This window comes from Streptomyces sp. NPDC094147, assembly GCF_044764265.1.
Classification (GTDB): domain Bacteria; phylum Actinomycetota; class Actinomycetes; order Streptomycetales; family Streptomycetaceae; genus Streptomyces.
The window spans coordinates 83973-104680 of record NZ_JBIWHT010000006.1; the positions used below are offsets into that span (position 1 = coordinate 83973).

The window sequence follows — 20708 nt, forward strand, 5'->3', positions numbered from 1 at the left end:
ATGTCGTACCCCGCAGTGCTCCACACCGAGTGGATCAAGATCCGTTCGCTGCGCTCCCTGGTGGGCTCGCTGCTGACCGTGCCCGTCGCGACGGCCGGCCTCTCCCTCCTCATGTGCGGCTCGCTCGGCCGCCCGGAGCGCGGCAGCACAAACTTCGACCCCATTCTGTTCTCCTACTACGGCCTGAATTTCGGCCAGTTGGCCGCGATCATCTTCGGTGTCATCGCGATGGCGGGTGAATACAAGAACGCCGGGATCCGGATATCCCTGGCGGCCGTGCCCAACAGGGGGCTGTTCTACGGGGCCAAGCTCGCGCTGGTGGGCGGCTGCGTCCTCGCCGTGGGCCTGGTGGCCAGCCTGATCAGTTTCCTCGGCGGCCAGGCGCTGATGGACAAGGGCTTCGGCATAGGCATCGGAGATCCGGGCGCGCTGCGCGCGGTCATGGGGTGCGCGCTCTACCTGGCTCTGATCAGCGTGCTGGCGGCGGGAGTCGGCGCTCTGCTGCGCAGTGTCACCGGCGCGCTGAGCGTGCTCGTACCGCTGTTCCTGATCGTCCCCTTCGTGGTCGGGGATGTGTCGCAGGGCGGCGGCGCGGCCGACTTCCTGCCGGACCGGGCGGGCCGGCAGGTGCTGCTCCAGGATCCGGCCGGGACGCTGGGGCCGTGGAGCGGGATGGCCGTGCTGGCGGGGTGGACGGCGCTCGCGGCGGCCGCCGGCTGGTGGGCGCTGCGACGGCGGGACGCCTGACCGGAACGAGGCGGCCCGGGTGCTGAGGAACCGCCAATTGTCAGTGCCGGGCGGTTTACTGACGGCATGACCACCGCCCTGTATCTCCAGCACATCGACTGGTTGCGCTCCCGGGAATTCCCCCCGGAGCGCAGCCGAAGCAGCTCGGGTGTGAGCGGGCCGGGATACCACTCCTCATGCCTGAGCGCCGACGAGGAGGAGTGGGAGGACCTGACGGAACGGCTCGCAAAGCGTGCGCAGTGCGTCGCCGACCACGATGCCCTGGTGGCGGAGCTCACCCACCGCTGGCAGGAACCGCAGTGGATCAGCCTTTGGAGCGCCCAGGCCCGGCTGGTGGCGGGCGAGGTGATACCGGAGCCGTGGGCGGAGTTCGCCGTCGGTTTCGACTTCCTGAACCTGTGGCGGGTCGACGGCCGGTGGATCGCGGTGGGCCTCGATTTGGAGGAGGAAGGCCCGGGGTGGGACCTGAGCGTCACGGTGACGGAGGTGGACCCTCCCTAGGGCCCGCGAGGGGCGCCGAGCCCGTCGGCGCGGTTCGGGCGCACAGGCCCAGAGCCCGCAGGGCGGCAGGGAATCCTAGGGGGTGTCCGCCGCGAGGCGCAGCCGGCCGTACTCCTCAGCCATGGTGCGGGCGGTCCAATGGGCGTTGAGACCACTGGGGTTGGGCAGGGCCCACACCCTGGTCGAGCCGATCGTGTGCTCCTGCGGGCCGATCTGGGCCCGGCGGTCGCCGAAGGCCGTGCGGTACGCGGTCACCCCGACGACGGCCAGCCAGCGCGGCCGCAGGCGCTCCACCTTCGCCGTCAGCAGTCGCCCGCCCTCACGGAACTCCTCGGCCCCGATCTCGTCGGCACGGGCGGTGGCCCGCGCCACCACATTGGTGATGCCGAGACCGTACGAGAGGAGCTCATGCTGCTCCGAGGGCTGCAACTGCCTCGGAGTGAAGCCGGACAGATGGAGCACCGGCCAGAAGCGGTTGCCGGGACGGGCGAAGTGGTGGCCCGTGGCGCCCGACATCAGGCTGGGGTTGATGCCGCAGAACAGCACGGACAGGCCGCCCGTGATCACGTCGGGGATGACGGTGTCGCGGGCGGCCCGGAGTTCCTCGGGAGTCAGCATGGGAGCAGGATCAGAGGATCGAGCCCGGGGTGTAACCGGCGGCCGCCGGATGCTGCTTGATGATCTCCTCGATGCGGGAGACCACCGCGGTGACCTGATCGCCGGCCGCACCGGTGAAGGACAGCTTGTCGGCCATGAGCGCGTCGAGCTGGGCCCGGTCGAGCGGCATGCGCTCGTCGGCGGCCAGCCTGTCGAGGAGCTCGTTGCGCTCGGCGCCCTGTTCGCGCATCGCGAGGGCGGAGGCGACCGCGTGCTCCTTGATGACCTCGTGCGCGGCCTCCCGGCCGACCCCGGCGCGGACGGCGGCCATCAGGACCTTCGTCGTGGCCAGGAACGGCAGGTAGCGGTCCAGCTCACGGGCGACGACGGCGGGGAACGCGCCGAACTCGTCGAGGACCGTCAGGAAGGTTTCGAGCAGCCCGTCGAAGGCGAAGAAGGCGTCGGGCAGCGCGACCCGGCGGACCACCGAGCAGGAGACGTCGCCCTCGTTCCACTGGTCGCCCGCCAGCTCTCCGGTCATCGAGGCGTAGCCGCGCAGGATCACCATCAGGCCGTTGACGCGCTCGCAGGAGCGGGTGTTCATCTTGTGCGGCATCGCGGACGAGCCGACCTGGCCCGGCTTGAAGCCCTCGGTGACCAGCTCGTGCCCGGCCATGAGGCGGATCGTCTTGGCGACCGAGGACGGCGCGGCGGCCAGCTGCACCAGCGCGGTCACCACGTCGTAGTCGAGCGAGCGGGGGTAGACCTGGCCGACCGAGGTGAAGGCGTGCGCGAAGCCGAGGTGGCCCGCGATGCGCTGCTCCAGGTCGGCCAGCTTCGAGGCGTCGCCGCCCAGCAGGTCCAGCATGTCCTGGGCGGTGCCGACCGGGCCCTTGATCCCGCGCAGCGGGTAGCGGGCGAGGAGGTCCTCCAGGCGGCCGTACGCCACGAGCAGCTCGTCGGCCGCGGTCGCGAAACGCTTGCCCAGGGTGGTGGCCTGCGCGGCCACATTGTGCGAGCGCCCGGCCATGACCAGCTCGGCGTACTCACCGGACAGCTTGCCGAGACGGGCCAGGACGGCGACCGTGCGGTCCCGCATCAGTTCCAGCGACAGCCGGATCTGGAGCTGCTCGACGTTCTCGGTCAGGTCGCGGGAGGTCATGCCCTTGTGGACCTGCTCGTGCCCGGCGAGCGCGTTGAACTCCTCGATGCGGGCCTTCACATCGTGCCGGGTGACCTTCTCGCGCTCGGCGATGGAGGCGAGGTCGACCTGGTCGATGACGCGCTCGTAGTCGGCGAGTGCGGCCTCGGGCACCTCGATCCCCAGGTCCTTCTGGGCGCGCAGCACGGCGAGCCACAGCTGGCGCTCCAGCTTGACCTTCTGCTCGGGGGACCAGAGGACGGCGAGCTCCGCGGAGGCGTAGCGGCCGGCCAGAACGTTCGGGATGCGAGGCTTCGCAGACACAGCAGTCACGTGTCGAGAGCTTACCTGCCGTTTTTGGCGGGCTGAGCGCGTCCGTACCGTCCATACAGCCCAGGTCGGGGGCAACCTGGCCGCAGCACTCGCCCCAGTCTGTGAGAAAGGTGTGAGACGAAGCCCCTGCCAGTCAGGCGGCGCCGTACTGCCAGCTGCGCCCTGTTCCGCGGTATTCGGAGACGGGGATGGGGTCGACGCCGGGGCGCATCCGGTCGCGGTACAGGATGCCGTGCAGGTGGTCGACTTCGTGCGCGACCAGTCGTGCCATGCCCATTTCGAAGATGGTGATGTGCTGATGCCCGTCGATGCCCTGATGCTCGACGTGCAAGGCGAGCGGGCGCGGCACCATGCCCCGGACGTCGAAGAAGGACAGGCAGCCTTCGTACTGGTCGTCGGTCTGTGGTGATTCCTCGACGATGCGGGGGTTGAAGAGCGTCACCGATTCGCCGTCCGGGGTCCGGACAATGGCGGCGGCCCGGTCGATGCCGATCTGAGGCGCGGCGATCCCCATCCCCTTGCCGAAGGTGTGGACGGCGGCGGCGCGTTCGGCTGCCGAGTTGAGTTCGGCGACGACCCGGCGGGCGTCCTCGGCTTCCTCGGGCAGGGTGAACGGGCGTGCGGGACGCGTCAGGATGGGGTCACCTTCCTGGACGACGCCGACCGCGCGCATCCTCTCGCTCGGGGTGGCGGTCATGGCCTGCTGGGTCTCCTCGGTCTTGAGGCTGGCGCGGAATTTCCATTCCAGCCGGTAGCGGGCGTGCAGGGGTGGGTCATCGGTGCTCCAGGCGAAGAGACGCCGGCCCTTTTCTTCGGCCTGGTGGATGGCGGTGCGGAACGGCAGGGCCGCGGCCGTCGTGGTGGTCTCAGTGCCCCAGACGACGGGGTCGAGATCGGCAGGGAAGTCGAGCCGGACGGCCAGGTGTCGGGTCGGAAGGCGGATGGCCCGCTGGTACCAGGAACCCCATTTCTCGTCCCCGACGGTGTAGCTGTACTCCAGCCATGCTGACTCGCTCGGGTAGAGCGGGTATCGGCCGTGTTCGTTCTCGAAGAGCAGCCAGAGTTCCTTGAACGCGTCGCGGTCGTGCTGGACGCGCCAGCCGATCGGCTCCCCGCCGATGTGTGCGCTGAGGTTGATCTCTTCCCAGGTGAGCGGGTGCTCACGGTAGTGCTGGTTCGAGCGCTCCGGGTTGCCGGGGTAGCGGTCCACGGATACGCGGATGAGGTACCGGGTGACGGGGTCGGGGCTGTCGTTGTAGAGCTTCCTGCGCTGCGTGGCCCGGTAGGCGCGGCCGTCGTAGTGGAGGGTGGCGTCCTCGTGCTCGACGACGAGGTTTGCGGCGTGCGGCTCACCGTGTGAATTGTCAGCGGAGTGCTGGTGCGGAACGGCGCGCCTGCTGGCTTCCAGGTCGCGGTAGGCGCGCTGCACGGCCCCGCTGGCCCGCAGCTCCCTGTCGGCCTGGTCGGCGAAAGTGGCCGACGGGCGCTGCTGGTTGTTCTCCACCTTGGAGATGTAGGACGGCGAGTAGCCGACCCGCCTCCCCAACTCCGACTGGGAACAGCCGCGCACGTCGCGCCAGCGCTTCAGCTCCGCAATGAACGCTTCGGCCGCCCCGTACTCGGTGGCCATCGGGCCTCCCGCCTGTGCGTGTGAGTGATCTGTGAGTGATCCGTCCTCAACCTGCCGTCACATGCTCCGGCCGGGCTTTCTTGGCCATGTCCGGCAGATGACGAGGAGGGCGGTTCTCATGACGTCTTGCAAGGGGCTAGGCAGACGGCACTACAAGGGCACGCCGCCCGGCAGTGTCGCGTCAGGCCTGGCTGTCTTCCGTCTCGGGCTCGGCATCACCAGGAGCTGCGACAGGGGCCTCGCCCTTCAGGTCTGTGCGCGCACCCCGTCCTGGGCGCTGGAACCCGATGATCGTCGCTGGCTTCCACACCGGAGATCGACCGAAGAGCTTGTCGGGCTCAGGCAGCTCGCCCCGCTTGCGCGATCTGTAGGTACGGATCGTCTGAGGCGTCACTCCCCAATGATCGGCGATGTCGGCAACGGTCCAGTAGTCAGCGTTCGGGTCGGCCATGGCCCTCATTGTCCCCATGGCATGCACAAAGTCCATCACGCGGGCGATCAAGGCGCTATCCCTCCTCAACTTTGCAGCACTGATATTGACAAGGTTCTGCCGCCCGGCCTAACATTGTCAATATCAGCAGGACAAAGTGGCTGGGGTTTTCAGCCACACGCAAGCGGCCCCCGACGGTGCGCTAACACCGACCGAGGGCCTGACGGAACTACCTGACATCACCAGGAGCCCGCTGTGCTGAAGTCTCTCATCTCCGGTCTGTCCCTCGTCTCGGGCATGGCTCGTTCAGCCGTCTCCCTCGTCATCGAGGCCGCGTCCTCCGCCACGGCCGAGCCGGTCCCCGTGCCTGAGCCCACAGGGCTGTACGAGGCCGATGAGATGCCGCCGGTCGAGGACATTGAGGCCGCTGCCGCCGAGTACGAGCGCAGCGCCGACCAGGCCCGCCGCGCGGACCGTGGCAAGCGCGCCGCGCGCAAGGTCCTGGACCGCCTACCCGCCGGCCGGTACGGCTCCTGGCTGGTGTCGAGGGTGACGTCGAACCGGCAGACCGCGGACCTGGACGAGATCCGCCGCATCTTCAAGGCCCACAGGCTGGGCCCGGTCCCGATGAAGTCGTCGGTCGCATCGCTCAAGGTCGAGCGCCTGGCCTCCGTCGAGGCCGACGTAACGCTCGTCGCCGCCTGACTCTCCCCGTTTCACCGTGGCCTGCCCGCAGAATGCGGGCGGCCCCGGGCGGTGCTCGCTACACCGAACCGGGGCCTACGGCCGAACCCTTCACGCAAGGAGTTCACCGTGAACAACACCGTACCGACCGCCGTCAATCCGTCCACCGTCCGGCCGTCCGGCGGGATCGTCCAGTCGTACACCGCCACCCTGCCCGCGATGCCCGCCCAGCCCCACCCCGTCGAGGCGCCGCCGCGCACGCTCACTGAGATCACGCTTGAGGCTCTTGAGGGGACGGGCGCCAACGCGGCCGACATCCACCTTGTCCGCACGATGATCGCTGCCGGGCAGGTCTACACCTACGCCTCCAAGGCCGCACACAACGGCGGCGACGACGAAGAGATGACGGCGTTCTTCAGCTGCCTGGACACGGTCGTCGAGCACATCATCGACGGCCGCCCCCTCAAGCCGCTCATCGCCGCAGCCGAGAAGGTCGACGCCAAGAACGCCGCCGCCGAGCCCGGCCACTACCCGTGGTGCGCCCCCGGCCAGTGCATCACCGCGTACTACGACGACGGCGAGTCCTACGTCGAGCACCACGGCGCCGAAGCGCTCCTGCCTGTTCCCTCGGGCATGCCCATTGACGAGGCCTACCTGCTGAAGGCCCGGCTGTGTGCCGACGAGGCCTTGATCGTTGAGGGCCCGTACCTGTCGTACACCAGCGGCGGGAACGGTCTGCCGCTCACCGCGGCGGAGGTCGACGACGCGATCGACAGCCTCACCGGCTTCGTCGAGGGCCTGCGGACCATGCGTCGCCAGATGAACGCCGCCAAGGCGGCCCGGTCATGACCGACGACCGTGACCCGCTGGAGGGTGTCGACCCGGAGGTGCTGGCCTGGCACTGGGGTGCGCTGGCCGACGATCCGGCCGTGTGCTGTGCACCGCAGCCCGGCCAGGACGGCTACCCGTGCATCCTCAACCGGGCCTATCACCCCGAGCACCGTGACGTCCTCGGCCGCACGTGGGCCTTCCACGACGAGGCCCTGTACGTGGCGCCGGAGCGGCTGACAGCGGGCCTGGACGGGACGGTGACGGTGCCGACGTCCGACCACGGGCCGGTCACCCTGACCTGCCCCGTGTGGTGCGCCGGCCACGAAGCCGCCCCGAAGTACCGGGCGGACCTCGGGCACGAGAGTGTCGAGCACCTGCTGGAAGTGCAGGTAGAGGGCGAGCCGGTCACGTTGATGACGGCCGTGTTCGAGCGGCGGCCGTTCGCGACCCGCCCGCCCGGCACCGGAATCGTCCTGAACCTGGAAATCGACGGGCAGTTCTACCCGCTCGACCAGGCCGGGGTCGACGAGGTCGCCGCGGCCATGGAGACGGTCACGGTCGACCTGCGGGTGCTGTCGCGCCGCCTGGCCCGCTACACCGCCGAGAACGGGGGCGGGGCGTGAGCGAGGACCGCAGGCTGCTCGAAGCGGTCTACCAAGCGATCAACATCCCGTATCCGGCGACCCTCGGCGACCGCGAGGTCTACGACCAGATCCTCGGCGAGCGGGTCATGCACGCCCGGATCGCCCTGGAGGCCGTCCTGACCGGCGCTGACGACCCGGACTGGTCCGCGGGCTATCTGCTCGGCCAACTCGCCAAGCATCCCCCCACCGGCTACCGCCCCTTCGGGGAGGACCCGAAGTGAGCCAGTGGCCGATCCGCCGACCGACCGAACACGCCGCGATCCGCGCGGCGTGCCGGTCCCCCCGACAGCTTCCCCCGGTCGAGGTCCTCCTCGACCGCCTCGTACTCGCATACCGCGCCAAGGACCGCAAGGGCTTCTGCCTCGCCGCCCACCACGCCGTCCGCGCCGCGCTCAACGAAGTAGGAGAACAGTGATGCGTCCCTCCACCTGGGCCCTGCTGATCGTCCTGGTCGTCCTGCTGGCCCGCGAACCGTGGCTGCTGGACGCCGTGTTCACCGTCATCCGTCTCGTGACCGAGCAGCCGTGGGCGCTGGTCGCGCTCGCCGCCGGGATCGTCATCCACCGCATGCGGAGGGCGACGTGATGCGCGCCCTCTACCTCCTGGCCATGATCTGGCCGCTCATCCTGCTCGCGTACCTCCTTGGACGGGCACTCTCATGAACCGCAACGCCTGGCGGATCTCCATCACCGTCGTCTCCCTCGCCGCCCTCGCCATGACCGGCTGGTCCCTGTACGTCATCGCGCACGACACCTACGGCGTGCCCAAGCTGTTCGCCTACGGCGCGGTCGCCGTGTTCGACGGCGCGGCCATCGCCTGCATGTACCTGGCCTCCGTCGCCGTACAGGAAGGCCGGGCCGCGATCGGCGCCGTATGCGGCACGCTCGTCATGGCGGGCGTCTCCTGCTACCTGAACACCACCCACGCCCGGCTCCTCGACGGACACCTGCCCGTCGTGCCGGCCGCGATCCTGTTCTCCAGCCCCACCCTCGCGCTACTTCTCCCCTCGGGGCTGGCCTGGTCTGCGGCCCGCTACCGGGCCCGTGTCGAGCGCGGTGAGATCCCGTTCCGGCTGCCCGCGTTCGGCGGCTGGGTCTGGCTGCTGGCCCCCGCCCGTGCGGGGCGCAGCGTCAAGCAGCGGGCCGTCGACCACATCGAGCACGCCGGGAAGCCGGCCGCGCCCGCAGGCAAGGACCGGAGTGCCACCGCCGTGCTGCGGTCGAAGTTCGCGGAGATGGATCCGGCCGAGGCGATCCGTATCGCACACGAGGCGCAACCCATGTTGCCCCCGGGCGACCTGGCCTCCCTGCTGATCACCTACGGGGTCATCGTCGATGCCGTGCAGGTCGCTCTCGTCCTCGGCTACCGGCCCTGCGAGGTCACCGTCGAGCGGGAGGCGCAACAGGGCGCAACACCTGTTGCGCCGCAGGTCGGCGACGGACGGCCCGCGCTGACGAAGAGCGCCGCGATCGTCGATGCCGCAACACTCCTTGGCCCTGATGCGACTGCCGCGGCCGTGGCCGACCTCGTCAACCAGCGCCACCAGCTCGGCGTCAAGCCGAACCAGGTCCGGGCCGTCCTGTCCCGCGCGCAGAAGCAGCCCGCCAAGCCCGAAGACGAAGGCGTGGGCCAGGGCGGCGGTGGCTACGCATGAACGACCTGGAGAAGGCCGCCCGCGACGCTGTCGAGGCTGCCGACAACACGGAGCAGCTGGCGCTCATCGCGGCCGTACTGAAGGTGCAGCAGCTCACCCAGCACCAGCCGGCGCCAGTAGCTCAACGCCCGTTGCAGGCCCACCCGGTGGGCACCTATCTGGCCGGTGGCTGCATCGCAGTGATGGCGCTGATCGCCGTCGTCGGCATCGTCCTGCTGTTCATCCTCGGCCCCGCGGTCGTCGCGATCGCACTCTGCATCACCCTCGTCGTCCTGGTCATCTGCCTCCGCATGCTCCAAGGCATGTGGCAGGACATGCAGCAGTCCAGGGACTGACGGCCCTTCCGTGCACCTGGCCCTGCGTGCTGCAGGCCCAGGTGGGCGGTGGAGCCGGACAGTCCGGCCCCTTACAAGGGAGGCACGACATGGCAGGCATTTCGCACTCGGGTGACGACGACCTCGTCATCACCGGCCCACTCGACATCAGCGACCACAGCGGCAGCACGTCCGGTTCGGACTGGCGATACGCCGACACGGACAACGACTCGGACTCGTCCGGCAGCGGTCACGACAACAACGGAGTGATCGGCAACAACGTGACGATCACCGGGACCGTCGCCATGGGCCACCACAACAACGTTCGAGGCCGCTGACAGGCTGCCCGATCCGCCGGTCTCGTACCGGCGGTGAGGGGAGCCGGAACAGGTCCGGCCCACAACCCGAATGGAGATCGCTATGGCACGCAGGTTCACGACCAGCGATGGCCGCACCGACGCCGAGTACATCGCCGACCGCATGGACGACGCCGTGGATGCTCTGGCCCACGGCGACCGCCGGACCGCCGAGAGCATCTGGCGCGACGTCAACGACAACTTCGACGCCGACGAGCGCCAGGGCGGACGCGGCATCTTCGCCCGCCGCCACGGCATCTGACCTCGAACCCGAAGGGAGTCAGCATGACCGCCGAGGAATACCGCAAGCGCGCCGAACGCCTGCTCACCGACAAGGGCGGCTTCAGCGAGCTGCCCGCCAGCCAGGCCCACGAAGCCGACGTCTGGGCGCGGCTCGCCATCTCTGCCGCCATCTCCGAGGAGACGCAGGCGGTGCGCCATGCGGATCAGTGACCGTGACGACATCAACCACAGCGAAGCCGCCCGGATCTTCGGGATCACCGCTGTCGCCGTGCTGAAGGGCGGCCGGTTCAGCGCCCGCCAGCAGCGGCGCATCGACCGCATCGTCGAGCAGGCCCGCGAACGCGAGAACGCGAAGCGCAAGACCGGCAAGTAGCTACGCCACGGGGCGGCCGTACCCGGCCAAGGACACCGGCCGCCCCGTGTACCCGAACCGCTCGAAGAGCAGCAGGAGAGATCAGCATGACGGACACCGTCATCCCTCAGGAAGACGCCCGGCCGGGTACACCCCCCGACCCTGTACCCGCGCCCGTGCCCGCGGCGGGTACGCCTGTACCCGAGCCGGTCGAGGACGCGGGTACACCGGGTACGCCCGTGCCCGTCGACAACCCGAACCTGCCCGCCCCCGGGGTCCGCGACGAGAGGCGCCGCCCGATCCTCGCCAGCTGGATGACGACCCGGCAGGACTTCGTAGCCGCGGCGAAACGGGCCGGCGAGTACGTCGGGTACGCCTCGCTCTACCACGGCTTGCGCGTCCCCTGGTACGGCACCCAGCTGGCGATGATGGCCCCCCGCGGCGCCTGCCGCTTCGTGGTCAGTACGAACCGGTGGGTGTGGGACCGCGAGGCCGCACCCCTGCGCGACTGGACCGTGCGGCAGGACGACGTCGACGAGTACATGCGCCTCGCCCGGCTGCGGGCCGGCCGGGTCCGGCTGCGTGGCCTCGTCACCGTGGTCGCCGCGGTGTTCGGCCTCGGCTTCGCCCTGTGGCTCTACGTCATGGCCCCCGGCCTGCTGTACGCGTTCGCCGCCGGCGGCGTCCTCACCCTCGGATACTTCGGCCAGCAGCCCGACGCCCCCGTCATCGGCCCGGCCGTCATGCGCACCGAGCTGCAGAAACTCACCGGCACCATCGTGCTGCGCGCCCTCGACGCGATCGGCAACCCGAAGATCTCGGCCGCCATCAAGAAGGGCGGCGCCATGGACGGCATGCGCTTCACCTCCGAGATCGTCCGTGACGGGCCCGGCTACCGAGCCGACGTCGACCTGCCTTACGGCGTCACCCCGGACGACGTCATGGAGAAGCGCGAGGCCCTCGCCTCCGGGCTGCGCCGCAAGACCGGCTGCGTGTGGCCGTCCGGCGACGAGAACGAGCACGAAGGCCGCCTGGTGCTATGGGTCGGCGACAAGCCGATGAACGAGACCACCAAGCCCGCCTGGCCGCTGCTGAAAGACGGGCAGGTCGACCTGTTCAAGCCCGTCATCTTCGGCAACGACCAGCGCATGCGCTGGGTCGAGGTCACCCTCATGTTCGCGTCCATCGTCATCGGCGCCGTCCCCCGCATGGGCAAGACATTCCTGCTCAGGCTGCTGATGCTGATCTGCGCCCTCGACCCGCGGGCCATGCTGCTCGCGTTCGACCTGAAGGGCACAGGCGACTTCGGCGCCCTCGAACCGGTCTGCCACCGCTACCGGGCCGGCGAGGAAGACGAGGACATCGAGTACATCCTTCACGCCCTGCGCGAGATCAAAGCCGAGCTGCGCCGCCGAGCCAAGGTCATCAAGTCCCTGCCGCGTACCCGCTGCCCCGAGTCCAAGGTCACCCCGGCCCTGGCCAACGACAAGTCCCTCGGCCTGCACCCGATCGCCGTCAGCATCGACGAGTGCCAAGTGTTGTTCGAGCACGAGAAGTACGGTGCCGAGCTGGAGTCCATCTGCACCGACATCACCAAGCGCGGCCCCGCGCTGGGCATCATCGGCATGTACGCCACCCAGCGGCCCGACGCGAAGTCGCTGCCCACGGGCATCAGCGCGAACGCGGTCCTGCGGTTCTGCCTGAAGGTCATGAACCACACCGCGAACGACCTCGTCCTCGGCACCGGCGCGTACAAGTCCGGCATCCGCGCCACCATGTTCAGCCGCAAGGATCTCGGCATCTGCTACATGGCCGGCGAGGGCGACGACCCGCGCATCGTGTCCTCCGCGTTCATCGACGCCCCCAAGGCCGAGGTGATCGTCACCCGGGCCCGCAAGATGCGCGAGGAGTACGGGAACATCACCGGCCACGCCATCGGCGAGGGCCCCGCAGAGGTCGCCGGCCTCGACATCCTCGGCGACGTCCTGAAGTCCATGGGCATCGACGAGAAGGCCGTCTGGTGCGAGCGCATCGCCACCCGCCTCGCCAACCTGCGGCCCGACGCCTACGCCGAGTGGAAGGGCGAGAACGTCACCGCCGCACTCAAGCCCTGGGGCGTCAAAACGGGCCAGGTATGGGGCACCACCGACGACGGCGAGGGCGCCAACCGGCGCGGCATCCAGCGCGCCGACATCGTCACCGCCATCACACGGCGTGACGCCGACAGGGTCGCCGCCTGACCCGAGCACGGCTGCTAGGTCTAGCACCCGCCCCTGCTAGGTCTAGCAGCTCCGCTAGCACCACAAACGGCCCGTGGCCTGCGTCCTAGCGTCTAGCAGGCAGGCGTCGGGAAACGGGAAACACGGCTCTCACAGGGAGTTGAGGCACCCATGCTCACCACTAGCGGCCTGATCGTGGCCGCCCTCGCCTACTACGCAGCGTTGTGCTGGCTCCGGCCGTTCGGACCCTGCTGCAAGTGCAAGGGCACCGGCCGGCGCGAGGCCCGCAAAGGACCGGAGACGTGCCGCCGCTGCCGCGGCAAACGGTACCGGCTCCGCATCGGCCGGCGGATCCACAACGCATGGCTCCGCACCCACAGCGACGGAAACCGATGAGGAAGGAGAACGCCGTGACCGGCAAGGACACGCCCCCCTGGCGAGTGCCCTCAGTGCTGGCAGCACGCCCACGACCGGCGCGCGCACCGCAAACTCGGCCCCCGGCAGGACTGCCCGCAGTGCGTCGACCACATGGTCAACGGCTGCCCCAGCATCGTGCCGTCGAAGTCACGCTGGTGGTGACGAAGCCGTTCAGCGCGCCAACTTGGAAGAATCGCCAACTTGCCCGTATCTGCTGAACCAGGGCCTCATCTCCTTGCCGGGGGTGGGGCCCTTTTCGTCGTTCTGGGTTGCGCGCAACGCTGCGGTCCGGCTGCCGATTCGCAATCTGCCGCAATCACCGAGCGGGCTCCGGCCTGTCTGTCGCATCCTGGTTCCCCAACCAGCGCAGATGGAGGGCGACATGACGCTCAGGTTCATCGGCACCACCTCCGAGCACGGCAACTGCCCCACCCTGTACGAGGTCATCGAGACCGGCGACGTCGCCGTTCAGGGCAAGCTGCTCACCGACCCTGAACACCTCGGCCAGCTCCGTGACGTCGGAGAGGGCGAGACCGTCGTCATCATCCCCCGCGAGCTGCTCACCCGCTTCGCGCCGAAGGAGTGACCTTGCCACCCCTGATCCCGTTCGATGAGATCACCTACCTGTTCTCGGAGTTCCAGCACACCGCCTTCCGGCTGGAGACCCGCCGCGGCTACGCCTCCGACCGGCAGGGCCAGCGCTTCCAGGCCTTTATGCAGGGCGTGGTGCCGCAGCCCGAGCCGGACCACCCGTGGAACGTCAACGTGCGCGAACGGGCTGCTCAGGGCGCCCGGTTCTCCCGCGTCCGCATCATCGACGAACCGCCGACCGATGGGCAGCGGTTCCTGATGGCGACAGCGGCCGGGAACGTAGCGGCCGGCGAGGACATCCGCGTTCTGTCTCGCTCCGAGGCCGAGCGGCTGAAGCTGCCTGACTTCGATCTGTGGCTGTTCGACTCGCGCGTCCTGGTGCGCCTCGACATCGACGACACAGACACCACCCTTGGCGTAGAGGTCATTGAGGACCCCGCCGAAGTGCTGGCCGCGTGCCGGGCGCGGGATGCTGCCTGGCGCTGCGCTGTGCCTACTGCCGAGGTCTGGGCGCAGGTACGTTCGTCCGTGTGAGCACGGACTTTCAGAGCGCCAGAGTCGCCCTCGGTGCGCGCTTGCGCGAACTGCGCACCGAGGCCGGGCTCAACGGCAAGGACATCGCTGCCCGGCTCGGCTGGGCCCGCTCCAAGGTGTCGAGGCTGGAGAACGGCAAGCAGACCGCGACCGCCGATGACCTCGACGCCTGGGCGCACGCTGCCGGGGCGCCGGGGCAGGCCGACGACCTGAAGAGCCGCTTGCGCGGGCTGGAATCGCAGCAACGCTCGTGGCGCCGTCAGCTCTCCGCCGGACACCGCCCGGTGCAGGACCGGTACGTCGTCGAGTACCGCGGCACCGCCACCGTGCGCGGGTACGAGGCCACCGTCATCCCCGGGCTTTTCCAGACGCCGGACTATGCCCGGCATGTGCTGGCGCAGAACGCCGAGTTGATGCAGTCGCCCCGCGACACTGATGCGGCCGTGCAGGCCCGCATGAAGCGGCAGGAAGTCCTGTACGAAGCGGGCAAGTTGTTCCGGGTCCTGATCTGGGAGGGCGCCCTGCACGCCCTGATCTGTCCGCGTGATGTGATGGCCGGCCAACTGGACCGGCTCGTCGGGCTGATCGGTATGAGCACGGTGGGGCTCGGGATCGTGCCGTTCGGCGCGCCGCTGAAGATGACCCCGAAACATGGATTCTGGATCTTCGATGAGGAACGCGTCATCGTCGAGACCATCAACACGGAGTTGCAGTTCGAGTCCGACGACGACGTCGCCCTGTACGGGCGGGTGTGGGACGGCCTCAACGAAGCAGCTGCTTACGGTCTGCCCGCGCACCGCCTGATTGCCCGCGCCCGAGCCCAGATGCACCCCGCGTGAGCAATCGGCGCGAACCGTCCCACGGGTACGCGCAATCCGGCGCAATCGCCGAGCGCCTGCTCAGGGGCTCTCCCTACGGTGCTGGTCGCGGCGCCATTGCGTGCCGCTTCGAGCAGCCGACGGCGGAGGCGACCATGAGCACCCCTGGCACATCCATTGCGCAACCTCTCACTGAGGCCGAGCGAGCAGCGATCTCCGGCTGGCTCGCGGGCAGCCTCAACAGGCCGCAGGAGGCATGGAACCAGTGGAAGGACGGGTCCATCGCGACGCTCGCGATGGGGCGCCGCTTCTCGGCCGTCCGCCTCTCGGAGCCGCTGGTGTACGCGGTCACCGCCAGCAAGCTCCCCGACACCGTGACCCGCGTCCTGGCCTCAGCTCTGCACGGCCCCGTCATCCACGACCCGCAGGGGCGCAGGTTCTACGCCCTCACGTCCCCCGCAGTGCCGACCTGGGGGCTCGGCCGGCATGCGGAGTACCTGGGACTCGGCACCTACCTGGGCGTGCCCCGCATCGAAATCATCACCCCCGGCGAAGAGTTGGGCGGCTACTGGGCGGTCCCTATGGCCCGGCCGGGGGATCTGTGCGATCCGATCCGGCTGGCGGCCATGGTCACGGCCGGATCATTGGAACTGCGTGCGGGGGCCGACTCGTGAAGCAGTGGGACTACGTCGTCCACGACGGCCGCACCGGGCTCGTCACCATGGACCTGGACGACCTGAAGCGCGTGGCGTTCCTGCCCTCCACACGCCCGGGTGAGCTACGCGAGGCCACGTTTCGGAACCGTGAGCTTCGGCCCGCGACGGACGAGGAGGCGGCCACCGTTAAAGCTCGGGGGCTGACCCGGGCATCGCAGCGGAGTTTTCTGCCGCCGCCCCGTTGAACTCCGCTCCCTGCCGCCGCCGATCGGCAGGGAGCGGGCTCGCTCCGGTTGCGCCCCCGGGAAACCGAACCGGGGCGGGACGCCGAAGCCCCGGCCGGTCGTTGCATCCCAGCCGGGGCTTCGGCCTGAGCGTTACCAACGGGCTACTCCGGCTCGTCGAAGCAGAAGATCACGGTCACCATGCTCGGGCAGAGCAGGATGCTGCCCGCACTCTTTGACATCAGCCCGAGGCTTACGGGTGGCTCGGGGCGTAGCGGCAGCGACTGCAAGTCCAGGAGTACCACGTGGCCCTCCTTCTTCCGGGTGGGCCAATTGCGAGGCGCGGTGCGAAGCACCGCCGGGGCCGCCGAACGGCAGCTGCGGATTCTTTCGTGCTGGGGAGTGTAGGAAGCGTTTGGCGACGGGAACAGCGGTGTCCCGGCCAGGCCCCGCGCCCGCATGACCAGACGCGTTACTGCCCGAGCAGCTGAGCCTTCGCGGCGGTGAACTCCTCGTCGGAGAGGACGCCCTGCGCGTGCAGGGTGGCGAGCCGGCCGATCTCCTCCGCGATGCCGCCACCCGCGGGCTGTGCCGTCTGCACGGGGCTGCCGACGAAACGGTCGCGGATGCCGTTGACTCGCAGCATGTCCTCCAGCTCCCGGCACTTCTTCGCCTGACCGGTGACCGTCACGCCAGTCAGCATCTCTACCCGCAGGGCGAACGGCTGTCCCTGCTCCGTCGTGTAGCTGAGGTGGATGTTGTTGTCCTGCTCCAGGTCGCGAGTGCCGGACCGGGATCCTGCCGATAGCAGCACCTCGGCTGTGGTCACCTGGCGGCGCACAATCTGCAGGTCGGTGATACGCACGTAAGGCACGGTGAGGGGCTGCCAAAACTTCTTGCTCGCGGTCGTCGACTCGAAGGTGACCCGGTCGGGCCAGAACCGCAACTCGATCCCGCCCACCTTGGCCTTGGGCAGTTCGGGTAGGCCGCCCTTGTACGTCACCTTGTACTCGGCGAGAGGCGACGGTGCGCTGTCGGCGGGCTGCTGGTTCTTGCTCTTGAAAAGGCCCATGGCGGTACTCCCCCTGGTGCGGCAGTTGAGTGCCGTCACTGTGGCAGCCGTGAACCGAGCGCGAGCCGTTGTTGCCGGACCGTGACGGTTCGTCATGCCACGTTGTCCATGGCCTGGGTGAGGGACTCGGCGAGGCGGCAGCTGGGCGAGCGGTGGAGGCATACAGGCCGTTCGGCCGCGCCGACTCCCGATACTGCGGCTCCGCCTGCCGACAGAAGGCGTACCGGCGGAGAGCACACGCACAGCCGTAACAGAGCAAGAGTTCGGAAGGCTAACGAACGGGTGAACTGCGGCCTGCACCCCACCCAGGTCCGGCGGGCGCGGCAGGGTGACCAGCTGTGAATCAGATCATCACGGGGGTCTGCAGCCTCCTCGGCGTCCTCATCGGTGTGCGCGCAGTCAGGAGGGACTCGGCGAAGAAACAGGCATGCGACGCCGCGCGGGAACTGCTGTGCGCTGCCTGCGCCTTCAAAGCCGCGCTGCACATGTGGGAGGCCCGCTGGCGGCGCCCGAGTGGGGTGCTGCACACCTTCGGTCACGCGATGGCGCACGTCCTGGCGGGCTACAAGGACGGCCGGCTCTTCCGCGGTGCCATCGACGGCATTGGTACGGCGCTGACATGGCGGCGATCGGCCGAGGAAGCCGACGAGGCGCTCGTTACTGGCCCGATGTCCCGCATGAACGCCGCTGCGGTAGACGTCTCCCTGCTCGATGACGTCGGACTTCGGGCCGCTGCCAGGGCCGTGGCGGACGCCGGGCAGGCGCTGGGGGCGGCCTACGCCCGGAGGGCGAACGCTGCTGCTCGGGCCAGGACGGGCAAGGAGTTCGATGAGGCGGTCGCCCGGCTCGCCGATGCCGCCCGCACCCATGTCCGGCCGGGGCGGCGGTGGTTGCGGTGGTCCAGGGCAAAGTGACCTCGCTGGGGCGTCCGCATGTCACGGCCGAGGGTCGGGACTGGCCCGGACCCTTCGCGCCGATGGGGTCGGCCAGGCCGACGTCGTCGCCTCTATAGGCCGATACCGTCGGAGGCTGCGTCTTCCCACTGCTCGGCTTCTTCGATGTAGCCCCAGAACGAGGAGGAGTTCGGGGAGTGCCCGGACTGCTTGCGAATCTTCTCCACGCGCTTCTTGGCCTTCCGGGAAGTCGTGATGAACCCGGACCGGGCGGAGTGTCCGGTCAGCCGGTGGTCGAGGCCGGCGCGTTCGGCGGCGCGGGTGATGACGTCCCGGCAGGCGTCTGCGGACAGGCGGCCGGTGCCGAGGTTGCCCCACCGGTCGACCGCGCGGAACGCCGGCCCGCTGGTGAGGGCGGCGGCTCCCTGCCAGGCGAGCCAGGCCCGCACAGGGCAGGTCTCGTCGCGCTCTCCGTAGGCGACGACGACGGTACGGCCGGGGCGGGCCTTCACCGAGGGGACTTCGACGCGCAGGCCCTGGGTCTCCAGGGTGATGCCCTCGGTATTGAGGGCGGCTACCTCGGCGGAGCGTCCGGCGATGCCGAAGGCCAGCAGGGGCAGTGCCCGGTCGCGCAGTCCGGCGAGCGTGTCGGGGGCGGCGGTGCTCATCTGCGCCAGGTGGGCGGGGGTGGCGGCCTTGGCCTTGCCGCGCCCGCGCTTCTGCCGCTCGGGGTCGTTCTTGAAGGGCTTGAGGCGTTTGCGGGCGGCCTTCGTCGCCTCGGCGGTGACCGTGGCGCCGCGGCTGCGGGCCGTGACGGTGACGCCGGTGATGCGGCGGTCGATCGAGTTCGGGGCGGCCTTCTTCACGTCGTCGAGCCAGACGACGAACCCGACGAGGGTGCCGCGGGTGACTGCGAGTTCCGGTACGGTCTGGCCGGTCTTCTCGCGGAACCAGGCGAGATAGGCGAGCCAGAGGTTCCAGTCGTTGACATAGCCGCGCTTCGTGTTGCGCGGGGTGTTCTTCTCTTCTTCGGCGTCGGCGAAGTCCTCGAACGCCGCGAGGACCGCGAGGGCGGCCGGGTCGGTGACCGCGCCGCGCGCCGCTGGGACGACCACCATCTCCGGCCCGCCGTCGGATCGGGCAATCTGGTTCAGATCCATCAACTCACCCCTAAACAGGCTCAATTCCCGCAAGGCTCGCCCCTGATATGAGGACATTATCCGGGGTGAATGCGTGCCTAGGGGTGCACTTCCTGAGATCAACTCCGATCGGTCTCAGGGACGTTCGAAGAGTCGGTGCGCAAGTCCGTGGTCTTGTCAGCTCGCCTCGCCGGGTGGTCCCGGCCGGCGTCGTCGACCGCCGCGGCAAGTACGACTGCCCGGCCAGCCGCACCGAGCCCGAGCACCTCGGCGAGCTGCTCGGCCACCGACACCGACGGACAACGGGTACCGGCCTCCAGCGCAGCCAGGTAGCCGGAGCTGACGCCGACCCGGCGGGCGGCCTCCCGCAATCCCAGACCGGCCGTCCGCCGGGCTTCGGCGAGGGCCTGGCCGAAGCCGGGCGGCGGGGTACGGCGCAGCCGCACTTCGGCCGTCATCACGCGTCCGTCCAGTCTGAGGCTGGCTTCCGACGCCGCGTGCGGGCCTCACCCGCCGCGATCGACAGCCGCAGCAGCTGCTCGCACTCCGACCAGAACTTGCGTGTCTGGCCCGGCAGATGGGGGAGCATTGCGGCGATCCGGTCCGCCTGGGCTCGCACCTTCGCCTGCTCGCGACACCAGGCGTTCGCGCAACGATGTGCGCAAAAGCGCTGCGCCGGGTACCGGTGGGCGGGGGCGAACATCTCGCGACAGTGGTCGCACTCCCGGGGCTTGTGCTTGCTGCTGTCCGTCACCCCCATGGCGGTCAGCAGCCGTCCTTGAGGTGATGGTCGATCGTCATCTTCGACATGCTGCTCCTCCTGACCTTCACGAGTAGCCGACCACCAGGGCCGGACTGGTGGACGCCCCGCCAACGGTGATTCCGCTGCGGGCGGGCAGCTGGAAGTCGTAGACACCGGCCGCAGCCGAGGCGGGAACGACACCGATCACCGGGCCGGACGCGACGGTCGCGCTGTCATACACAGTGATCGCCGCAGCGCCGTTGGCCGCAGCCAGGACAATGCGGCCGAGCCGTCCCGGGCCGGTCTTCACTACCTGCGGGCCAGTCGCCCCGGCCGCGATCGACACCGACAGGTCACCGCCCGCAGACAGCGAGAAGCCATTGCCGTCCACGGGCGTAAACACCGGGTTCGTAGGCATCGGTCAGGCGCCGCCTTCGAGGTACTGGTCAAGCGTCATCGGCTTCTGCGGCACCCACTGGTGAGCCGATTCGGCCTCCGGCCACAAAGCCGCGGTCAGATGGGCCCGCAGCTGCTCAGGGCCCATCTCCCAGGGCTTCGGCGGCGCGTCATCCTGCGGCGACGGTACGTCTCCGTCGGGCTTGTCGGCGGCATTCCGGGCCGTCTTCTCCTTGACCTTCTTCGCCTTCGGCTTGCTCTCCCCGACCGTCTTGGCCGCGGTCGGCCTCGTCGTGAGCAGGCTGGTGAGGGCCTCCTGCCGGAGGCGGGCGAACTCGGCGTCGGTGGCCGGCGCCACCTCGTGAATCGGGGTCCGGCTGGGCTGGTGCGTCATGACGTCCTCCTCGGACGACGGAACGAAAGAGGGGTGCGCGCCCGGCGCAGGCCGCCCAGGACGGGGCTGCCTTGGCTCCCTGCTGGTGAGGAACGGGCCGAAAACACCGCACCACCGAATAACCGCAGGGTGACTTTGACGCCGAACGCGGGTCTG

The 20708-nt window shown here is 69.4% G+C and carries 32 protein-coding genes and 1 pseudogene; 23 read left to right on the plus strand and 10 right to left on the minus strand.

Translation table 11 applies throughout. The annotated features are described in order from the left end of the window. Together ACIQ8J_RS12285 and ACIQ8J_RS12290 are read left to right on the plus strand one after the other, a co-directional pair. Positions 1 to 747, plus strand: coding sequence for an ABC transporter permease (locus ACIQ8J_RS12285; RefSeq protein WP_403270277.1), 747 nt, complete (start codon positions 1 to 3; stop codon positions 745 to 747). Positions 748 to 813: 66 nt separating this feature from the next. Beyond that, positions 814 to 1248: a hypothetical protein gene (locus tag ACIQ8J_RS12290; protein ID WP_403270275.1), complete on the plus strand. Its 435-nt coding sequence runs from the start codon at positions 814 to 816 to the stop codon at positions 1246 to 1248. A 75-nt stretch (positions 1249 to 1323) separates the two neighbouring features. Here the strand turns inward: ACIQ8J_RS12290 and mug are convergent, their stop codons facing one another. From mug to ACIQ8J_RS12310, 4 genes are all read right to left on the minus strand, one after another. Next, positions 1324 to 1863, minus strand: a complete 540-nt coding sequence (gene mug, locus ACIQ8J_RS12295) for a G/U mismatch-specific DNA glycosylase (RefSeq protein WP_403270505.1) — start codon at positions 1861 to 1863, stop codon at positions 1324 to 1326. Between the two features lie 13 nt (positions 1864 to 1876). Continuing rightward, complete coding sequence (gene purB, locus ACIQ8J_RS12300) at positions 1877 to 3319, minus strand: adenylosuccinate lyase (RefSeq protein WP_403270272.1); 1443 nt, start codon at positions 3317 to 3319, stop codon at positions 1877 to 1879. Positions 3320 to 3452: 133 nt separating this feature from the next. Further along, complete coding sequence (locus tag ACIQ8J_RS12305) at positions 3453 to 4949, minus strand: peptide deformylase (protein WP_403270271.1); 1497 nt, start codon at positions 4947 to 4949, stop codon at positions 3453 to 3455. A gap of 181 nt (positions 4950 to 5130) precedes the next feature. Beyond that, complete coding sequence (locus ACIQ8J_RS12310) at positions 5131 to 5400, minus strand: helix-turn-helix transcriptional regulator (RefSeq protein ID WP_403270268.1); 270 nt, start codon at positions 5398 to 5400, stop codon at positions 5131 to 5133. Positions 5401 to 5634: 234 nt separating this feature from the next. On the opposite strand from ACIQ8J_RS12310, the gene ACIQ8J_RS12315 reads away from it, so the two are divergent. From ACIQ8J_RS12315 to ACIQ8J_RS12410, 20 genes and pseudogenes are all read left to right on the plus strand, one after another. Beyond that, on the plus strand, positions 5635 to 6084 hold the full coding sequence (locus ACIQ8J_RS12315) for a hypothetical protein (protein ID WP_403270265.1): 450 nt from the start codon (positions 5635 to 5637) through the stop codon (positions 6082 to 6084). A 108-nt stretch (positions 6085 to 6192) separates the two neighbouring features. Continuing rightward, positions 6193 to 6912 (plus strand): DUF6907 domain-containing protein, encoded by a 720-nt coding sequence (locus ACIQ8J_RS12320; RefSeq protein WP_403270262.1) that lies wholly within the window; start codon positions 6193 to 6195, stop codon positions 6910 to 6912. Next, positions 6909 to 7517 (plus strand): DUF6907 domain-containing protein, encoded by a 609-nt coding sequence (locus tag ACIQ8J_RS12325; RefSeq protein ID WP_403270260.1) that lies wholly within the window; start codon positions 6909 to 6911, stop codon positions 7515 to 7517. The genes ACIQ8J_RS12320 and ACIQ8J_RS12325 overlap by 4 nt, the downstream gene beginning before the upstream one ends. Continuing rightward, positions 7514 to 7759, plus strand: a complete 246-nt coding sequence (locus ACIQ8J_RS12330) for a hypothetical protein (protein WP_403270257.1) — start codon at positions 7514 to 7516, stop codon at positions 7757 to 7759. Before ACIQ8J_RS12325 ends, ACIQ8J_RS12330 begins: the two co-directional genes overlap by 4 nt. After that, positions 7756 to 7953, plus strand: coding sequence for a hypothetical protein (locus ACIQ8J_RS12335; RefSeq protein ID WP_403270255.1), 198 nt, complete (start codon positions 7756 to 7758; stop codon positions 7951 to 7953). Before ACIQ8J_RS12330 ends, ACIQ8J_RS12335 begins: the two co-directional genes overlap by 4 nt. Then, the gene (locus ACIQ8J_RS12340) at positions 7953 to 8123 is read left to right on the plus strand and encodes a hypothetical protein (protein WP_403270252.1); all 171 of its coding nucleotides are present in this window, start codon (positions 7953 to 7955) and stop codon (positions 8121 to 8123) included. Before ACIQ8J_RS12335 ends, ACIQ8J_RS12340 begins: the two co-directional genes overlap by 1 nt. A gap of 73 nt (positions 8124 to 8196) precedes the next feature. Further along, complete coding sequence (locus ACIQ8J_RS12345) at positions 8197 to 9192, plus strand: hypothetical protein (RefSeq protein ID WP_403270250.1); 996 nt, start codon at positions 8197 to 8199, stop codon at positions 9190 to 9192. Then, the gene (locus tag ACIQ8J_RS12350; RefSeq protein ID WP_403270247.1) at positions 9189 to 9527 is read left to right on the plus strand and encodes a hypothetical protein; all 339 of its coding nucleotides are present in this window, start codon (positions 9189 to 9191) and stop codon (positions 9525 to 9527) included. Before ACIQ8J_RS12345 ends, ACIQ8J_RS12350 begins: the two co-directional genes overlap by 4 nt. An 89-nt stretch (positions 9528 to 9616) precedes the next feature. Continuing rightward, the gene (locus ACIQ8J_RS12355; RefSeq protein WP_403270244.1) at positions 9617 to 9844 is read left to right on the plus strand and encodes a hypothetical protein; all 228 of its coding nucleotides are present in this window, start codon (positions 9617 to 9619) and stop codon (positions 9842 to 9844) included. An 82-nt stretch (positions 9845 to 9926) separates the two neighbouring features. After that, positions 9927 to 10124: a hypothetical protein gene (locus tag ACIQ8J_RS12360; RefSeq protein WP_403270241.1), complete on the plus strand. Its 198-nt coding sequence runs from the start codon at positions 9927 to 9929 to the stop codon at positions 10122 to 10124. Positions 10125 to 10147: 23 nt separating this feature from the next. Beyond that, a complete protein-coding gene (locus ACIQ8J_RS12365) occupies positions 10148 to 10315 on the plus strand; it encodes a hypothetical protein (RefSeq protein WP_403270239.1) in 168 nt (55 codons plus the stop codon). Continuing rightward, complete coding sequence (locus tag ACIQ8J_RS12370; RefSeq protein WP_403270236.1) at positions 10302 to 10478, plus strand: hypothetical protein; 177 nt, start codon at positions 10302 to 10304, stop codon at positions 10476 to 10478. The genes ACIQ8J_RS12365 and ACIQ8J_RS12370 overlap by 14 nt, the downstream gene beginning before the upstream one ends. A gap of 86 nt (positions 10479 to 10564) precedes the next feature. Further along, positions 10565 to 12697: a cell division protein FtsK gene (locus ACIQ8J_RS12375; RefSeq protein ID WP_403270234.1), complete on the plus strand. Its 2133-nt coding sequence runs from the start codon at positions 10565 to 10567 to the stop codon at positions 12695 to 12697. 150 nt (positions 12698 to 12847) lie between these two features. Then, entirely contained in the window at positions 12848 to 13072 is a 225-nt protein-coding gene (locus tag ACIQ8J_RS12380; protein WP_403270232.1) for a hypothetical protein, read from the plus strand. Between the two features lie 27 nt (positions 13073 to 13099). Then, positions 13100 to 13255, plus strand: a pseudogene (locus ACIQ8J_RS12385) (pRL2-8); the annotation flags it as partial. A gap of 220 nt (positions 13256 to 13475) precedes the next feature. Then, positions 13476 to 13679: a hypothetical protein gene (locus ACIQ8J_RS12390; protein WP_403270229.1), complete on the plus strand. Its 204-nt coding sequence runs from the start codon at positions 13476 to 13478 to the stop codon at positions 13677 to 13679. 2 nt (positions 13680 to 13681) lie between these two features. Further along, on the plus strand, positions 13682 to 14218 hold the full coding sequence (locus tag ACIQ8J_RS12395; RefSeq protein WP_403270226.1) for a DUF6879 family protein: 537 nt from the start codon (positions 13682 to 13684) through the stop codon (positions 14216 to 14218). Then, complete coding sequence (locus ACIQ8J_RS12400) at positions 14215 to 15057, plus strand: helix-turn-helix domain-containing protein (protein WP_403270224.1); 843 nt, start codon at positions 14215 to 14217, stop codon at positions 15055 to 15057. The genes ACIQ8J_RS12395 and ACIQ8J_RS12400 overlap by 4 nt, the downstream gene beginning before the upstream one ends. Positions 15058 to 15191: 134 nt before the next feature. Next, entirely contained in the window at positions 15192 to 15710 is a 519-nt protein-coding gene (locus ACIQ8J_RS12405; RefSeq protein ID WP_403270222.1) for a hypothetical protein, read from the plus strand. Beyond that, on the plus strand, positions 15707 to 15937 hold the full coding sequence (locus ACIQ8J_RS12410; protein ID WP_403270220.1) for a hypothetical protein: 231 nt from the start codon (positions 15707 to 15709) through the stop codon (positions 15935 to 15937). Before ACIQ8J_RS12405 ends, ACIQ8J_RS12410 begins: the two co-directional genes overlap by 4 nt. Positions 15938 to 16080: 143 nt before the next feature. Here ACIQ8J_RS12410 and ACIQ8J_RS12415 read toward each other — a convergent pair whose 3' ends face one another. Both ACIQ8J_RS12415 and ACIQ8J_RS12420 read right to left on the minus strand, forming a co-directional pair. Further along, positions 16081 to 16221, minus strand: coding sequence for a hypothetical protein (locus tag ACIQ8J_RS12415; RefSeq protein WP_403270217.1), 141 nt, complete (start codon positions 16219 to 16221; stop codon positions 16081 to 16083). A gap of 167 nt (positions 16222 to 16388) precedes the next feature. Next, a complete protein-coding gene (locus ACIQ8J_RS12420) occupies positions 16389 to 16988 on the minus strand; it encodes an SHOCT domain-containing protein (protein ID WP_403270214.1) in 600 nt (199 codons plus the stop codon). A gap of 338 nt (positions 16989 to 17326) precedes the next feature. On the opposite strand from ACIQ8J_RS12420, the gene ACIQ8J_RS12425 reads away from it, so the two are divergent. Beyond that, positions 17327 to 17902 (plus strand): hypothetical protein, encoded by a 576-nt coding sequence (locus ACIQ8J_RS12425; protein WP_403270212.1) that lies wholly within the window; start codon positions 17327 to 17329, stop codon positions 17900 to 17902. A gap of 92 nt (positions 17903 to 17994) precedes the next feature. Here ACIQ8J_RS12425 and ACIQ8J_RS12430 read toward each other — a convergent pair whose 3' ends face one another. The 4 genes from ACIQ8J_RS12430 to ACIQ8J_RS12445 form a co-directional block, all read right to left on the minus strand. Then, positions 17995 to 19041, minus strand: a complete 1047-nt coding sequence (locus tag ACIQ8J_RS12430; RefSeq protein ID WP_403270209.1) for a tyrosine-type recombinase/integrase — start codon at positions 19039 to 19041, stop codon at positions 17995 to 17997. Between the two features lie 98 nt (positions 19042 to 19139). Further along, positions 19140 to 19478 (minus strand): helix-turn-helix domain-containing protein, encoded by a 339-nt coding sequence (locus ACIQ8J_RS12435; protein WP_403270206.1) that lies wholly within the window; start codon positions 19476 to 19478, stop codon positions 19140 to 19142. A gap of 369 nt (positions 19479 to 19847) precedes the next feature. Then, complete coding sequence (locus ACIQ8J_RS12440) at positions 19848 to 20180, minus strand: hypothetical protein (protein ID WP_403270204.1); 333 nt, start codon at positions 20178 to 20180, stop codon at positions 19848 to 19850. Positions 20181 to 20183: 3 nt separating this feature from the next. Next, positions 20184 to 20552: a hypothetical protein gene (locus ACIQ8J_RS12445; protein WP_403270203.1), complete on the minus strand. Its 369-nt coding sequence runs from the start codon at positions 20550 to 20552 to the stop codon at positions 20184 to 20186. Between the last annotated feature and the right edge of the window lie 156 nt (positions 20553 to 20708).

Bases quoted from the DNA above. Each gene is read 5' to 3' on its own strand.
- ACIQ8J_RS12370 (WP_403270236.1), top strand. From the start codon at position 10,302: ATGCGGATCAGTGACCGTGACGACATCAACCACAGCGAAGCCGCCCGG.
- ACIQ8J_RS12375 (WP_403270234.1), top strand. From the start codon at position 10,565: ATGACGGACACCGTCATCCCTCAGGAAGACGCCCGGCCGGGTACACCC.
- ACIQ8J_RS12440 (WP_403270204.1), bottom strand. From the start codon at position 20,180: ATGCCTACGAACCCGGTGTTTACGCCCGTGGACGGCAATGGCTTCTCG.
- ACIQ8J_RS12350 (WP_403270247.1), top strand. From the start codon at position 9,189: ATGAACGACCTGGAGAAGGCCGCCCGCGACGCTGTCGAGGCTGCCGAC.
- ACIQ8J_RS12325 (WP_403270260.1), top strand. From the start codon at position 6,909: ATGACCGACGACCGTGACCCGCTGGAGGGTGTCGACCCGGAGGTGCTG.
- ACIQ8J_RS12390 (WP_403270229.1), top strand. From the start codon at position 13,476: ATGACGCTCAGGTTCATCGGCACCACCTCCGAGCACGGCAACTGCCCC.
- ACIQ8J_RS12355 (WP_403270244.1), top strand. From the start codon at position 9,617: ATGGCAGGCATTTCGCACTCGGGTGACGACGACCTCGTCATCACCGGC.
- ACIQ8J_RS12430 (WP_403270209.1), bottom strand. From the start codon at position 19,041: ATGGATCTGAACCAGATTGCCCGATCCGACGGCGGGCCGGAGATGGTG.
- ACIQ8J_RS12435 (WP_403270206.1), bottom strand. From the start codon at position 19,478: ATGACGGCCGAAGTGCGGCTGCGCCGTACCCCGCCGCCCGGCTTCGGC.
- ACIQ8J_RS12305 (WP_403270271.1), bottom strand. From the start codon at position 4,949: ATGGCCACCGAGTACGGGGCGGCCGAAGCGTTCATTGCGGAGCTGAAG.
- ACIQ8J_RS12345 (WP_403270250.1), top strand. From the start codon at position 8,197: ATGAACCGCAACGCCTGGCGGATCTCCATCACCGTCGTCTCCCTCGCC.
- ACIQ8J_RS12420 (WP_403270214.1), bottom strand. From the start codon at position 16,988: ATGGGCCTTTTCAAGAGCAAGAACCAGCAGCCCGCCGACAGCGCACCG.
- ACIQ8J_RS12405 (WP_403270222.1), top strand. From the start codon at position 15,192: ATGAGCACCCCTGGCACATCCATTGCGCAACCTCTCACTGAGGCCGAG.
- ACIQ8J_RS12310 (WP_403270268.1), bottom strand. From the start codon at position 5,400: ATGGCCGACCCGAACGCTGACTACTGGACCGTTGCCGACATCGCCGAT.
- ACIQ8J_RS12285 (WP_403270277.1), top strand. From the start codon at position 1: ATGTCGTACCCCGCAGTGCTCCACACCGAGTGGATCAAGATCCGTTCG.
- ACIQ8J_RS12340 (WP_403270252.1), top strand. From the start codon at position 7,953: ATGCGTCCCTCCACCTGGGCCCTGCTGATCGTCCTGGTCGTCCTGCTG.
- ACIQ8J_RS12380 (WP_403270232.1), top strand. From the start codon at position 12,848: ATGCTCACCACTAGCGGCCTGATCGTGGCCGCCCTCGCCTACTACGCA.
- ACIQ8J_RS12365 (WP_403270239.1), top strand. From the start codon at position 10,148: ATGACCGCCGAGGAATACCGCAAGCGCGCCGAACGCCTGCTCACCGAC.
- ACIQ8J_RS12360 (WP_403270241.1), top strand. From the start codon at position 9,927: ATGGCACGCAGGTTCACGACCAGCGATGGCCGCACCGACGCCGAGTAC.
- ACIQ8J_RS12445 (WP_403270203.1), bottom strand. From the start codon at position 20,552: ATGACGCACCAGCCCAGCCGGACCCCGATTCACGAGGTGGCGCCGGCC.
- ACIQ8J_RS12290 (WP_403270275.1), top strand. From the start codon at position 814: ATGACCACCGCCCTGTATCTCCAGCACATCGACTGGTTGCGCTCCCGG.